Below are 14,931 nucleotides of genomic sequence, written 5' to 3' on the forward strand. Positions count from 1 at the left end.
ATATGATAGGTTACCTGAAAGGATCAAGCATCAACGTGGCACGGAATCCCTCGACGGAAGAGATTTCCACAAACAGTAACGTCATCTGGCTTTCCGACGCAACCCCCAAGAATTTGCCTGTCATTGGCCTCAAAGCATTGAACTTGAGCATTCTTCAGCGTCTGAAACTGCCTGTTCAACCGGCGTTTTGTATTACCACCCATGCCTATCGGCGTTGTCTGGAAAGTTTTGGAATTGTTTTGGATCAATCCCAGAATATGAATTTTCAGGAAGCGTTACAGATGGGGCGTCTAATTCAGCATAGTTTTTTTAAATACCCGCTGCCTGTTGATGTCTTGAGTGATATCCGCAATGCCTATCGGCAGCTGACCCACCCTCAAGAAGTTGCTGTTGCACTTAGACCTTCTCTGCCCTATCCTGATCCCTTTTTTGCCAAACGTCTGCGCCCGATGTTGAATATACGCGGCATGATCGAATTCGAAAAAGCACTCAAAATCGCCTGGGCCTATATCTGGCTCGACGAGATTGTCGCCTATCGCTTCTCCCAAGAGACCCTGACCCAACGTTTGGATGATCTCGCGATCATTGTACAGCCCTTTGCACAACCCGTAGTTTCGGGCAGTTTGCTCAGCTTTCATCCCGGCAGCAACAGCGACCAGGAAATGTTAATTGAAGCCGCCTGGGGTCAGAATGAAGCCGTCAGCCGTGGCCTTTTAAGCCCAGATCAATTTATCTGGCAACGCTTTTTAAAAAAAATCAGCCGCCAAACCATCGCCAGCAAGCCCTTTTATTTTGCAGTTGAAGAAGACGGCAGCTTGGCCCAGCGCGAGCTGGAAGTCAGCCGTCAAAAACAGGCCAGCCTGAATGAAACAGATCTGCTGATTCTGGCTGAAATGGCAGAAAAAGCCGTGGCAGGCTATAAACGCCCCTTGGAATTGGAATGGATTAAAACCGAGCGAGGCTTCCAGTTTATCCAGGCCCAGACACGCCAACAACCGACCACCAACGTGGTTCAGGAATCAGAATGGGAAAAACTGGACACGGTGGCCAGCTACTTTCGCCAGCCCTTTTCCCCCCTGGGCTGGAGTTTTTTACACCCCTTGCTTGAGCAGGCTTTAAAAAACACAGCCGACTATTTGGGTATCACAGGCTTACCTGAGCCTGCTTTTCGCCTGATCAACTATACGGCACATTGGCATCAAAGCATTCCCAAACTCTTTCAACAGGCCTTGGTCAGTTACCAAACAGACTTAAACGAGCAAGCGCGCTGGAAACAGTTCTGGCAAGTGGGCAGCAGCTTTTACAAAGCGCAACATACCTGGCGTACCCTCTATCAAGAATATCTTGAAAAGATTCAACGTTTCTGGGAAAATGACCCGGCCGGAGGAGAAGCAGAAGTCCTGCTTCAGGAAATGGACAACCTGGCTGACAGTGTTCAGGGTCTTTTAGATGCTTTGCTGATGGTGCGTTGTCTGAATCTGACCGGTCAACCTCTGCTGACAGGACTGCTTCAAGACTATTTTCAAGACCAGGAGCATCCGCCGGTCTATGATATCCTCTTTCAAGGCTTGCCCGGACGAAAATCACAAAGTCTCAGTCAAATGGATCTGATGCTTGAAAAAATTCACAGCGAACCCCGTTTATTGGCACTTTTCAAGAATCAACCCGCCCACACCCTGTGGGATCAACTGCAAAGTCAGGAATCCGGGCCTGAATTTCTCAATCTGATCAAGGAAAGCTTCGGGCTTTACGGCTACTATCGCACCGGTCTGGATCCCCTTTACCCTTCTTGGGTAGACGCCCCTCACAGTATTTTGCAAGAATTACAGGAAGCCATTCAACACCAGCGTATTTTCTGGGATACACGCATTCCAAACCAACGCGAAGAACTGACCCACTTGATCTTTGAGACCATCGGCCCCTGGAAATTGCCCGATATTCTTCTGATCCGCATTATTTTGCATTTAACCCAAACGCTGAGTATGACAAGAGAAGACGAGCCCTATTTTATTTCAATGTTCCTACCCGTACTCAGACGCATGATGGGAGGAATCAGTCGTTTTTTGCCCCTGGATTCACAGCAGGATATTTTTTACCTTGAAACAAACGAAATTCGCCATCTGCTTGAAACCCCCTTGAATGCCTTTCGCATCAAGGAGTTGAAAGAACTGATTCAGGCCCGCAAATATGAACGAAAAATCGGCAATAAATTGGGAAATCAAGCCCGACAAAAACTGGAGTCGCTTGAGTTACAAGGTCTACCCGCAAATACAGGCCAATATTTGGGCAAAGCGCGAATTATCTTGCGCAGTGACGACCTGAAAGAACTGCGCCAAGGAGAAATCCTGATTACAGATTATTTTGAGCCAGCCTGGGAACCCGCATTGGCCAAAGCAGGTGCCTTGGTGATGGAGTTGGGGGGATCTCTTTCACATGGCGCTCAACTGGCACGCCAATACAAACTGCCCGCCATCGCCTGCCTGCCCCAAGCAACCCGCAAACTCAAAAATGGTTATGTTTTACGTTTAGACGGCACAACCGGACAAATCTCAGCCTATCAAGCTGAAGCACTCGAAAAACAGGAAGACTTCGTCTCCTAGCCACTTGTGCGCAAATCCTCAGGTACGGCCCTTACCATTTTCGCAATTTCTTGCGCCAACGAAGTTTTCAGACCTGTTTCGCGCAGTAATTTTTCAGCACTTAAGGAAACATCGGCCGGCCGGGGAGCAGGTAAATCTGAGGTTTTAAAAGAGCCCGGCAGAATCAAATCTGTATTTAAATTCAGCGCTTGTGCCAAAGCCATGCCCGCATCCCAACGGCTGCGGCGTTCTGAAGCCAGATGATACACCCCTTCAAGCGTCCAGAGTTGCTCCAGCCATTCCAGAAGTGTGCCCACATAGAGTGGCGCATTAAATTGATCCTGAAATAAACGCACTTCTTTGCCCCTCTGAAGCGATTCCACCAACCAGCGCGCAAAAGAAGTTTTTCCTGTGGCCCACCAAGAAAGAAAGGTAAAACGCAAAATCAAAGCCCGAGGCAAATCTTGAACCACCTGCTCAGCCAGATATTTGGTGCGGGAGTAATGGTTAATCGGCTCTGGCAAATCACTTTCGCTATAGTGCCCCTGGGCCCCTGAAAAAATATCATTCGTAGAAATATGAATCAGTTTGGCCTCACAGGCTTCAGTAGCCAAACGAACAGCCAGAGCGGTCTGTACATTTTTCTCAAAGGCCACGCGGTAATCACGCTCACAGCCATCGACATCGGTCCAGGCCACGGTATTAATAATCAAATCGGGCTGAAAACGCTCACACAGGCTCAGGGTCGCAGAAATATCCCGCAAATCCAAAACCGTCAATTCACTGCCTGGATGTTGGAAACAGGTGCCCAGGACGGTATAGCGTTCTTTTAATGACTGAAATAAAACACCCCCCAAGCCTCCAGATGCCCCTGTAATCAGGATACGTTCGTACATAGCGCTCTCCCCTGGTGAATTCTATCTTTTCAGGATACTATACAGATATGCAAACTGGCAGTCAGGTTTCTCGAACACCCCATCAAACACGCTTAGCATGTCTATCAACGAAGTCTTAGATCAGGCTTTTGAAGCCCTTGAAAACAAACACTATGCAGAAGCCGCCGATAAATTTCAAACCGTACTGGCGGCCGACCCTACTCAGGTCGAAGCCCTGCACTATCTCGCGGTCTGCCAGCATGCCCTAAAAAACACAGCACAGGCACGGGACTTGTTTATTCAAGCCGCTCAGCTCAACCCTTCGGATGCAGATATCTATCATAATTTTTTCACCTGCGGCTACGAACTTTATGGCCAAGGGCTTTATGCCGAAGCCATTGCCTATTTTTCAGCCATTATTGAGCTCAATATGGACAATCTTGAGCAATCCTGGATTTATTTGGCCCGCTCGCTCAGACACAGCAACCAGGCCAACGAATGCGCAAACGCTTTAAATCAGGCTGTGCAGCGTTATCCCAATAATTTTCCTTTGCGCTTGGAAAACACCTTTCTCTTTCCTCAAATTTATTTTTCAACCACAGAAATTGAAGGCTGGCGAAAGAGATTTCTACAGAAGCTTTCCGAGCTCGACAGCTATTTACAACCTGAACGCATAGAAGCCATTCAGGCCAGGGGCATTGACTGTGACAGCCCTCTTTTTGGAATTTTCGCCCAAGGCCTGAACGAACGCGAAACCACCCAAGAAATTGGCCGGATCTGGGAAAAAATGGTGCCCGTAGCGCAATCAACGCCCCCCCCACGTCTTTCAGCATCCGATAAAATCCGAATTGGCATGGTCTCGCCTTCTTTTTGGAATCACTCCACCATGCATTATTTTCTGGGGGTGATTCAAACCCTCGCCCAGGAAAAAGATCTGGAACTTACCGCCTTTTATCTGGGCGGCAACCAGCAGGATGCCATCACCGACAGGATCAAAGCCACGGTCTCCCATTTCGAGATTCTGCCTTGGCATCTCGATCCCTGTCTCGAAATTCTCAACCGCTGCGCGCCCGATATTCTGCTTTATCTGGATATTGGCCAGGATCCTTTTCTCTATTCTTTGGCCTCCAATCGAATGGCCCCTGTCCAATGCGCCATGACCGGTCTGCCCATGACCAGTGGCCTACACAATCTGGATTATTATCTTTCTGGCAAAGCCTTCGAAGCCCCCCAGGCCCAGGCCCATTACAGCGAAAAACTGGTTCTGTTTGAAGGGCCGATTGTGACCTATCTGCCGCCCCCTACGCCTGAAAGAATCAAAACACGCACCGAACTGAGCCTGCCGGAAGACCGCCACCTATACCTTTTCCCCATGACACTCTTTCGGGTCGATCCTGAATTTGAACAGATTATTCCTGAAATTTTACGCCGCGATTCTGAGGCTGAATGGCTGTTTATCAGCTATCGGGGTCTGGAAAAGGTTCTGCTTGAACATTATCAAGGGGTTTTTCCTGAGCTCTGCGACAGAATTCACTTTTTACCCTGGCTCAGCCAACCTGATTTCCTCAGTCTCATGGCCCAGGTAGATGTGATCATGGACAGCCTGCGCTTGGGGGCTGGCAACCTGGCCTTTCAGGCTTTCTGGATGGATACGCCCCTGGTCACACTTCCCAGTGAATTTCTACGCTGTCGGATCGGCACAGGCCTTTACCAACTGATGGGCCTTGACGACGGCATTGCCCATGACCAACAGGATTATATTGAAAAAGCACTGAAAATAGCAACTCAGCCAGCGTACCGTCAGGATTTACGCCAACGTATCCGGGCAAGAAAACAAATTCTCTTCAATAATCCAATTTATACCCAAGAGATGGCCGCCTGGTTCCGCACTGTTCACGCCAGCAAGGACTGACCCGCTTGCACGACTCTTTTGCCTTCGCGGGTTAAACAGGCACGCTGCACAAGCAAATCCACAACTTTTTCCTGTAAGGCCTGATCCAATAAGCTTTGCAAAGCCCCAGTCTCAGTCAAAGCCGCATGAATTTCGGCAAGCGTCATCTCAAATCTTTCAGCAAAGGGTTTTAAAAGCAGCGCCAATTCTTCAGCGCGGATCTCAAGTGCTTCCTGCTGAACAACTTCACGCACCACCAGGGCCAGACGTAAATCGGCATAATCCTGTTCAAAATTTTCAGGTTGCTGACGCCAGAGTTCAAAAGCCCGGTCCCGTTCGCCCTGAGATAAGCTCCAGGCCGCTAAAGCAGCTCCTTCTTCACGGTTCCAGCGCGCCAACTGCTGTGCAATAAAGAGGTCTTCAGGAATCTCAATCTGCGCAAGCTCAGCCAGGCTGTAAAGCAGCCCACGCCTTACAAATTGCTGCCATTGTGCCTGATAGCGCTCAGAAAGCTGCGCTTGTAAGTTTGAAAAAGCAGCCGCCCAATCCACTCCCAGACCCGAAAGCGAGGGAAAAGCATCATCCAAAGGGGGGAGTGCCAAAGCCTCTACTTTCTGGAGATAGACGTGGCAATTCGCTCCGCTTGCGCCAGGCAAATCCCATTGAAACTGATGCGATTCGCCCGGCTTCAAACCCACGAGGTTTTGAAAAAAACCGGGGGCAATCAAATCATTCCGTACCCTGCCAGCATAAGACTGGCAAGCTCCCGGCAAAGGTATTCCCGCCACTTCAGCATAAAAATCAAAACAAATACGATCCCCCTGTGCCACAGGCCGCATGACCTCTTCTGCCTGTGCCAGCGCATATTGAAGCTCAATCAAATGGGATTGAAGCAGTTCCTCTGTCACTTGCTGAACAGGCGGAAGCTCGAGAGTCAAACTCAATTCAGGCAAATAAACGGGGGGAAAGACCCTGGCCAACACAGACACGCCCCGATCATCCTGCGACTCTATCTGGGGCAAATCCCAGAGCTGACGCCCCTTTTGGATTAAAAAGGCATCCAGTTCCAGAGCCAGCCAGTTTTGTACATCCTGTGGAGGCAAATCAGTCGGCAAGGCAAAATATAGGCGGTAATGCCCCGGGCTTTCTTCTAAAACAGCAACCGACGACATCAGGCGAACCCTAACCAGCGTGTCGCACTCCCCAAATAGGAGCTGGCTGAACTGACCATGCTGCTCACTGAATCACTGACTTTGGTTCCTATGGTATTCCAATCCGTATTCACAAGCGTCTGCACAAACTCTGCCCCGGTATAAACCGCGGCACTGGCATAGCCCACCACTCCCCCGGCCAATTGGCCTGCACTGGCAGTCGTTTTCACAACCTCAAGCACAGCATTGGAAATATTCAGTGCGGTGGGTTTATCAATCGCCAATTTCACCTGGCCTACCATTTTGAGAAACTGATCTCCCAACGCAATCAAGTTGGCACCAGGCACCACGCTTTTTAAAAGTTTATCAATCGCCCGTGTCAATAAATGACCGCCAGGAACCAGCTCAATACTGGCCTTCAGATCCTTCAAAAATTGGGTTACCTGGCTGCCAGCCTCATGCAAATTTTCAAGATTGGGTTCATCCCACAATTTTTCACAGGCTTTCAAACTGGCTTTGCCTGAACAAACCGCATTCAGAGGAGCCAAAACCTTGCCCGTCCCCTTTGCAATTGCAGAATGACCGCTGAGCTGAGCTGCTGTTTGTGTGACGCGTGTGGCTGAGCGAAGATTTTCAGCGCTGATTTTACCATCCATCAGCGCCAAGGATTGGTCAACATCCTTTTTGCTGGATAAAACAGTATCCACATCTTTCAAGGTTTTTGACATTCCCGATCGGCTGCCTATGGCCTGCTCCAAACGGCTCAAGGTCTGCGTGCCTGACTTGAGCGTATCCGCAGTCACTTCTCCCTTCATCAAACGGGCGGTTCCCTCTAAATCAGAAACCACCTGCATACCTTGCTTATAGCCCGATTTGAGGTGTCCCATCTCTGTTTCGGCCCGTTGCAGATCTTTTTCAAGCGAAGATCCAGCTAAACCACTGGCCAAATGTCCGCTCCGACTTTGTAAAACAGAGGCGTTCTGTCCTTGCAGATCGTGCTCCAATTTCCCTACGGCTTCAGAACCCGTTAATTCTTTCAGACGGTGGGTTTGATCTGTGCTGGATTTAACCTGCTCTAACATGCGCTGAGAGGTATTCAAAGCAGGAACCTTGGTTTTGGAAACAGGGGTACCTGGACTTGGGGGCAAGGGCGCACTTAGGGGGTCTGCCACGCGTGGTACAGAGGAATGGATTTCAGGCATGCAAATCTCCTTGGCTTAGATCATGATATTTCTTATTGTAAATGTTCAAGCTGAAATTTGCAGCTTATTTTTCAAATTAATTCAATACATTTTATAAAGATAAAGAAGGGGTTCAGGCTGAAAATTCAAGATTACTAATAGACATTTAAAGCCAATATCGCTTGTTTTCGAGAATTTAAAACAAAGAAATAGAAGTATAAAACCTTTCTGACAAGTAGAAATTCAGGTCTTTGTATTCTTAAAAAAAATAAGTACAATACTAAAATCTGTGCTCCAGAAAAAAACCAAGCATCCTGTCTGATCTGAATTGCAAACAGAGAGGAAATTTCACTTGAATCTGAAAGAACTGGCCCACCTGCGCCAGCGCGCCAGCCACCTGGATCAAAACCGCCATCATCAGGCCCGCGAATTCTATTTGTCTGGGCTTAAACTGCTTGCGGCAGCCCAACAAGAAGGCTATCAAAACAACAAGCGCCTCACCGAAGCTCTGACTCAGTTTTTACAAGCCCTGCGGCTGCATCACCGCGATCAGGGCTCTGCTCTGGCTGCGGCCTATATCTTTGGTCTGGCTGGCAATCTGAACCAGGCCCAACGCTACCTGCGTCTGATTCTCGAAGTAACACCCCAGCATCCAGAGGCCCTAAAACTGCAGGCGCAACTGAGCCAACCCTTTACGCAGCCCCAAACAGAGCCAACACAGCCAGCCTCAGCAATACCAGATCATGATGCACTCTATGATCTTTTGGCCGAAAAAATTCACAAAGAGATCCACAGTCTTCACCGCCAGGGCATCTTTGTGCCTGTGCTTGAACCCGATGCCTTGGCTCAATTGGCAGAAGACACCGAGAATCGAAAAAACAACTATGCCTGGCTCTGTGAACAGAGAGAACGCGTCGAAACGGAAATAGACACCAGTGATTTGGCACAGGCGATGCAAATACTCGAAAAAGCATTGAAACGCCAAGAAGGTATTTATGAGGCCTCGCTAAAAATGCAAGTCCTGGTTCCCCATCTTCAGGAGTTCGAGCGAGAAGTCATCACCGTGACAGTGGCCATGCTCAAATCACCGACCCTCGAACGTGTCAAAGAAACAGAGGTCCAACTCGAAAACATGCTGGATCGCTGTGATACTCTGGCCGATCAGATTGATGAACTTGAAAATAAGGGTTTTAGCCACAAAAATCTGACGGATCTTTACCATCTGCTGGTGGTTCGACTCGAACATCTGCAGGATAAGCTGGATGAGGTGATTCCCCTGCGCTAAACTGAAGGCATGCGCCCCAAGGAGAATCCCATGACTGTGCAACTTGTTCCGATTCAAACGGGAGATGGCTCCTATACGTTTTACAATGTACACGAGAATATCTATTTCCGCTCCCTGCAAGGAGCCCGCGAAGAAGCCCGCTATGTCTTTCTTGAGGGGACCCATCTGCTTGCCCAAAAACCCGATTGGCAGGTGCTTGAATTGGGCTTGGGTCCGGGTATGAATTTTCTGGTTACCGCAGAAGCTTTTTTAGACAAACAACCTGGCGGCTGTTTACGCTACCATGTGGTTGAAAATGCGCCCTTAGAAGCAGCCCGCTTAAATCAGCTGCATTATAGCCAATGGCTGAAAGAGCCCCAATTATTCGAGCTGTTGAAATCTGTGCTTGAACAGGCCAAAACAAACAGCCACTGCCAAGCCCAGTTTCAAAATATCGAACTGGTGCTTTATCACTGCTCCTGGGATCAGGTCGCACTCCCCCCTAAACTTAAATTTCAAGCCCTTTATCACGATCCTTTCGGCCCGGCGGCAAACCCCGAAGGCTGGAATCAGGCTTGTTTTGATTGGGAAGCACAGGCTTTAAGTGAAACGGGTATTTTAGCAACCTATGGAGCCGCCACCGCCGTGCGCAAAGCCATGGCAAAAGCAGGCCTGCACCTGGCTTCTCGCAAAGGTTCAGGCAATAAACGGGAAATGACCCTGGCAGCAAAAAATGCTGAAGTGCTGAGTGACTACAACCTGCTTTTACGGGAAAAATATCTAAAATGACAGCGATTGCCATTATCGGAGCTGGCTTGGCAGGTTTGGGGCTGGCCCATGCCCTGCTGGAGGCTGGTGTTTCAGCCCAAACACTTGAAATTTTTGAGTCTCGCCAGCCCGGAGCAGGGGCTTCTGGTCTGCCCGCAGCCCTGATGCACCCCACCCCAGGCCGCAGTCTGGAACCCAAACCTGGCTATTGGCAGGCCTATCAATTCAGCCAGCATTGGTTAAACAAGCTGCAAAACACAAATGACACCCCCCTCTACCAAGCGCTGTCCCTCTTGCGTCCGGCCAGCACAGCTCAAACCCTGCAACGCTTTCAACGCTCCCAGGCGCGGCTCAGCCCTGAACTCCAGCAGCATATTTATCCGCTCTCAGCCCAGGAAAGAGCTGATTACAGCCTGTTTTATCATCTGCCCGAAAACAATTTTATGGTGCAACCCGCTTTTCAGGTCTGGATGCCTCGCTTAATCCAGACCCTTTTACACAGACTTCAACGTGCAGGAGTCAAGCTCAGAACAGAGCAGGTCTTAGAATTGCAACCAGAGGAGGGGGGCTGGCGCTTAGAAACTGAAGTCAAACGAGAAAGCTTTGCTCAGGTCATTCTGGCCCCCGGTGAAGAGCTGCCCCAATGGTTTCCTTTGCTGCCCCTGGAACGTATTCGGGGCGAAGTGTTGCGCCTACGCTCTGCTGCGTTTTCAAAACTGCCTGCCGCACTGAGCAGCGGGGGCTATTTGATGCCCTTGGGCGGTGAAGAGGCTTTGGCCGGCCCGACTTTTTACCCTTGGCATGAAAAACGCGAACAAACCTGGAGCATTGCTGAAATCAAAGCTCCCCTGCAAAGCTATCTGCCTGAAATTGAACAGGCCGAAGTCATGCAGATTTGGTCAGGTGTGCGCACCCTCGTCCGCCATGATCGGGAACCCCTGGTGGGCCCCGTACCCGGCAGCCAAGGCCTGTTTGTTTTTTCAGCCTTTGCCACCAAAGGACTCCTGCAGATGCCTTGGCTGGCCCAGGCCCTGGCACAGATACTGCTCCATCAAGACGCCGATTTTCCACAGATTTTCCACAGTTCTCGTCTCAAACAAGAGCTGTGGCAACTGCAGACCCCATGTCGCTGAGTGTGATTGTTTTGACCTCCCCTGGCCGGGAAGATAACCTGCGAGCCTGTTTAAGCGCGCTAAGCCAACAAAATCGACTGGCAGAAAAAATTCATATTGTGGACGACGGTTCCCAACGGGGCGCAGCCATTGTTAAAGCCTTTCAGACAGAACTGCCCCTGAGCTATGACTGGCGACCCCATGACTATTGCATGAGCCGCTCTTATAACCGGGCGGTGAAGGCCCTCTCCAGCGAAAGACTGGTTTTTCTTTCAGGAGATATCCTGCTCAACCCCCAGGCCCTGAGCTTTTACCACGAATACTATCAAGCGCTTCCACCCAGCGCGATTTGGGGATATTTTGGCTCACACAAACCTGAAAGTGTTACCTCACAACTGATTCCTGGTCGTCAGGTCAATATTCGCGATATCCGCCTCTGGTTTACCCCAGAGGAAAAACTTACCTGCCCCCCTGAGATGTTCCAGCATCCCCAGATTTACGCCTGGGGAGGAAATTGGGCCCTCTCCCGCAGTCTCTTCACCGCAGCAGGGGGCTTTGATGAGCGATTCAGCGGCTGGGGCTATGAAGACGTCGCCTTTGCCAATCGTTTGATCGCACAGGGGGTTCCTCAGGCCTTTGCAATTGATGTTTGGGGCGAGCACCAAGTTCACCCAGAGGGCGAAGACAGCGCTGTGGCGAAAAAAAACCGTGAACGGATTGGCCCTTTGGCCCCCAGCCGTCATGAACCAGGTCTGCTCTTTCACCCCGGCCGCACGGATCTTCCCCAGCGCTTAATCAAGGATTATGGCGTGGTCGCCCAGGTCTCAGGGCGGGGCACAGAGGGCGGCCAATAAGACTGCCCCCGGTTGTGACAGACCTGGTACAAAAGCGATTCCCACTCCCAAATACGCACCTGCCAGGTATAGGCTGTATTGGCATATAAAACCTGACGGCTGAGACGATTCAGAACTTCTTCAGGCTCTTTCAACCAAAGCATCAGCGCATCGGTCAAAGCTGAAAGGTAGCGACGGGCATAATTCTCACGGGGCTCAGGTGGTACCAATTTGGCAAAACCATTTGTGGTTTCAGGCAAGGCTCCCATCTGTGTCGTAATAATATCGCAACCACAGGCCATGGCCTCCATTACGGCAATACACGAAGTTTCACTAAAGGTATTGGGATAGGTCAGTAGATGCACTTTGGACAATTCCTTGACCAATTCAGGCTGGGGCAAAGAACCCACCAACTCTACATTTTCAGTTTCCCGACAACGCTGGTAAAGCTCCTGTAGCCAAGGCTGCTCCTCAGATTCTTGGTAAGTTTTCAATGAAGAAAAAACCTTCAGCTGCAATTGCGGAAAAATTTCGCGCATCAAAGGAAAAATATCGATTAAGACCGCCAATCCACGCCCAGGCACCGAGGTATAGGCCAAAGTGGGCACTTTTGCTTTGGCCACAGCCAAGGCCGCTCGGTCAGGAAAAAGATAATGAAAATCAGGTGCAATCGCGTTGCGGCGAATACTGAGGCGCTCAAAAGGTAAATTGAATTTCTGCCGGTAAGTATCCAATTGCCAGCGACTGACAAAGATAAAACGATCCCAGGCTTCTTGAACCTGCACATGCTGTAAAGCCACCATACTGGCCTCATCGACGGCATGTTGGGTCCACAGTAAAAGCGGGGTATTCTCTGGTAGAAAAGGCCGCACCGTGATTTGAGGTTGCAAAGAATTTAAACTGATCACAGCATCAAAATGCCTATCGGCAAAAATAGCTTCGGGTTCTTCTGTCAGGGTCAGGCATTCCACACCACGGTAATGCCCCGGAGTCGTGGTGGCATTGAGCAAGGTCACCTCATGCCCCCGTTCTCCCAGCGCAGCCATCAGATAGCAAAGCGCAGACTGAGATCCTCCCAAAGGAATCTGGTAGGGGCTTTCCGGCGTATAGTCCATATCCCCGCTGTCAATAAAACAAAGCTTGAGTTGAAACATCTTCGTCTCGTTTCTGAGGAGCTGAGCACATTATACTCTGCTCCTCAGCAAGACAACACTTTGCTTAGGTTTCTTCCTGATCGGCAGGAGCCACGGCAGGGGGTTCTGGCTTGCGCAATCGGCCCAGTAAGGTTTTGATCCCCACTCCTGCCGTTAGCAAAGCCGCGAAGAGCAAAGTGGCACGGAATAAATCCTTGCCCCCCATCGCCAAGGGGAAAAAGAGCAATCCCAAAAGATAGGCAATCGACAAAGCCCGAGGCGAAAGCAATTCCAAACGGGTCACCAGAACCAGCTTCAAGAGCAGCCAGATCAACCAGGCACAGCCAAAATAGATCAACAGAGGAGGCAGGAAGACCAGAATATTGACCAGCATGCGCAGAGTATCCTGCAAAGCGCGGTTCAAACGTACCCGCAACTGCTCGCCCACATCTCCCAAGCTCCAGAAACGACTGGGGGCTTTCTGGGTTAAAACCAAATCCAAAGAAGCCATGCGCAACATCTGTTCAAATTCCTGACGTTGCAGTTCCTGCTCACGCAATTGACGCTTCAAGGCACGTTGCTGTGCTTTATTCTCTTTGTTTTCATTCACTTGCGTTTGCAGATCATCGATTTCAATTTTCTGGCGCTGCAGTTGCAGCCAGAGATCTTCACTGCGAATCTGTTTGCTGCGCACTTCTCCGGTTTTTTCAATCTGCTCTATCACGGTTAAGAAATGCTGTTTGGGCACTTTCAGACTGATCCGCGCAGTGGCAGTTCCCTCTTCAGGACGCGACATTTCTGAACTGACAATATAGCCCCCATGCTCGGTCATCAATTTGCTGACGCTGCTGAAAGCCTGGTCTAAACGGGCAACCTCAACACCCAGGGTTGCGCTTTTGACCAAATAATCGGCCTGATTATACCCCTGCAGAATAGGAATTTTTCGCGCCTGATTGTCCTTTTTCAAAGCTGGCGCAGCGGGTCTTTCTTCCTTGGTTTTGGCATCTTCTGCCAGCAAATCCTGACGGGCAGCGCCCAAAACCATCGGTTCTTCCGTGACGGCTTTGTCCTGATCCCGCTCAACGCGATTGGCATCCTCCAAGAGGGGTTGGTTCTGAGCAATCAAGCCCTCATTGCGTGCTGCCACACGTCCGCCACCCGGCAGGGTTTTGGCGCGGCTGGTATCCAAGCTCTGGGCCTCGGTCTGTTCTTGTACTCCTGTCGGTGCTTCTGCTTGCAACAAAGGTTGCCCCGTTTTAAGAACGCCGGTGGGAATGAGCAAAGCGATCACCAGTACCGCAGCAGCCACAGAAAGTGCGGGAGGAGACTTCAGCTGCCGCAAAAGTCTGAGTGCCCAAGACTCGCTCACAGCAGGCGTCAATTGAGGTTGAAGCTCTGTCCAAAATTGCTCAAAATAATCAGCCGGAGGCTCCTGCTTGAGACTTTGCAAAAGGGTATGCAGGCCCGGATCAGCAGGAGGATCCTGCGTCCACTCCTCAGACTTTTCTGAATTTTCATCAAAAACGGGACTCATGGGGACTCCCCCTTGTTGGCAAAATAGGGTTGAAGCAGTTCCTTTAATTTTTTCCGGGCATAGTGCAAACGCGAGCGCACCGTTCCGGCTGGGCACTCCAATACTTCAGCGGCTTCAGCACAATTCAGCTCTTCCAGTTCCACCAGTGTTACCACATCCCGGTGCTCAGGAGAAAGCGTTTCGATGGCCTGCAAAATACGTTGACGAATCTCTGCCCGTTCGAGTTGTTCTGGCAGTTTTTCACCACTTTCACCGGTTTCAAGCAAAAAGGTTTCAGGTTCGGTTGGAAGTTCGCGCCGAAAACGGGAACGCAAATGGTTTCGGGCCGTATTCAGGGCAATTCTATAAAGCCAACTGCGAAAGGCCTGTTTATTCTGCAATTGAGGCAAAGCGCGATGCACCTTCACAAACACCTCCTGCAAAATATCGTTTACATCCTCATGCTGAGGAATCATGGCATGCACCATAGAATACAGCTGCGGCATAAACTCCTTCACCACCTCTTTGAAGGCCTGTTGATCGCCCTGTTGTGCCCGGTTCAGTTTTTGGATCAGTTCGTTGTTCACATCTGTCCGTTTATTATTATCGGGTTGTATCATTCATGACCCTG

Annotated in this window: 12 protein-coding genes; 6 read left to right on the forward strand and 6 right to left on the reverse strand. The window is 50.1% G+C overall.

Annotated elements, in window-relative coordinates; all coding sequences use genetic code 11:
* Positions 1-2: 2 nt before the first annotated feature.
* Positions 3-2,600 (forward strand): hypothetical protein, encoded by a 2,598-nt coding sequence (locus tag COW20_22255; GenBank protein ID PIW45080.1) that lies wholly within the window; start codon positions 3-5, stop codon positions 2,598-2,600.
* Here the strand turns inward: COW20_22255 and COW20_22260 are convergent.
* A complete protein-coding gene (locus tag COW20_22260) occupies positions 2,597-3,475 on the reverse strand; it encodes a hypothetical protein (GenBank protein PIW45081.1) in 879 nt (292 codons plus the stop codon). The two genes, COW20_22255 and COW20_22260, sit on opposite strands and share 4 nt — an antisense overlap.
* Before the next feature lie 97 nt (positions 3,476-3,572).
* On the opposite strand from COW20_22260, the gene COW20_22265 reads away from it, so the two are divergent.
* Positions 3,573-5,366: a hypothetical protein gene (locus COW20_22265; GenBank protein PIW45082.1), complete on the forward strand. Its 1,794-nt coding sequence runs from the start codon at positions 3,573-3,575 to the stop codon at positions 5,364-5,366.
* On the opposite strand, the gene COW20_22270 is transcribed toward COW20_22265, so the two are convergent.
* Both COW20_22270 and COW20_22275 read right to left on the reverse strand, forming a co-directional pair.
* Entirely contained in the window at positions 5,348-6,517 is a 1,170-nt protein-coding gene (locus tag COW20_22270) for a hypothetical protein (protein ID PIW45083.1), read from the reverse strand. The two genes, COW20_22265 and COW20_22270, sit on opposite strands and share 19 nt — an antisense overlap.
* On the reverse strand, positions 6,517-7,698 hold the full coding sequence (locus COW20_22275) for a hypothetical protein (protein ID PIW45084.1): 1,182 nt from the start codon (positions 7,696-7,698) through the stop codon (positions 6,517-6,519). Before COW20_22275 ends, COW20_22270 begins: the two co-directional genes overlap by 1 nt.
* Before the next feature lie 331 nt (positions 7,699-8,029).
* On the opposite strand from COW20_22275, the gene COW20_22280 reads away from it, so the two are divergent.
* Genes COW20_22280 through COW20_22295 form a run of 4 tightly spaced genes read left to right on the forward strand, consistent with a single transcriptional unit; the run spans position 8,030 to position 11,675 of the window.
* Positions 8,030-8,962 (forward strand): hypothetical protein, encoded by a 933-nt coding sequence (locus COW20_22280; protein PIW45085.1) that lies wholly within the window; start codon positions 8,030-8,032, stop codon positions 8,960-8,962.
* 9 nt (positions 8,963-8,971) lie between these two features.
* The gene (locus tag COW20_22285; GenBank protein PIW45086.1) at positions 8,972-9,730 is read left to right on the forward strand and encodes a hypothetical protein; all 759 of its coding nucleotides are present in this window, start codon (positions 8,972-8,974) and stop codon (positions 9,728-9,730) included.
* On the forward strand, positions 9,727-10,842 hold the full coding sequence (locus COW20_22290) for a hypothetical protein (GenBank protein ID PIW45087.1): 1,116 nt from the start codon (positions 9,727-9,729) through the stop codon (positions 10,840-10,842). The genes COW20_22285 and COW20_22290 overlap by 4 nt, the downstream gene beginning before the upstream one ends.
* Complete coding sequence (locus COW20_22295; GenBank protein PIW45088.1) at positions 10,833-11,675, forward strand: hypothetical protein; 843 nt, start codon at positions 10,833-10,835, stop codon at positions 11,673-11,675. The genes COW20_22290 and COW20_22295 overlap by 10 nt, the downstream gene beginning before the upstream one ends.
* Here the strand turns inward: COW20_22295 and COW20_22300 are convergent.
* The 3 genes from COW20_22300 to COW20_22310 form a co-directional block, all read right to left on the reverse strand.
* Entirely contained in the window at positions 11,624-12,808 is a 1,185-nt protein-coding gene (locus tag COW20_22300) for a hypothetical protein (protein PIW45089.1), read from the reverse strand. The genes COW20_22295 and COW20_22300 overlap by 52 nt on opposite strands.
* Before the next feature lie 64 nt (positions 12,809-12,872).
* The gene (locus COW20_22305) at positions 12,873-14,321 is read right to left on the reverse strand and encodes a hypothetical protein (GenBank protein PIW45090.1); all 1,449 of its coding nucleotides are present in this window, start codon (positions 14,319-14,321) and stop codon (positions 12,873-12,875) included.
* The gene (locus tag COW20_22310; GenBank protein ID PIW45091.1) at positions 14,318-14,920 is read right to left on the reverse strand and encodes an RNA polymerase sigma factor RpoE; all 603 of its coding nucleotides are present in this window, start codon (positions 14,918-14,920) and stop codon (positions 14,318-14,320) included. The genes COW20_22305 and COW20_22310 overlap by 4 nt, the downstream gene beginning before the upstream one ends.
* Between the last annotated feature and the right edge of the window lie 11 nt (positions 14,921-14,931).

It is taken from the genome of bacterium (Candidatus Blackallbacteria) CG13_big_fil_rev_8_21_14_2_50_49_14 (assembly GCA_002783405.1).
GTDB lineage: Bacteria > Cyanobacteriota > Sericytochromatia > UBA7694 > UBA7694.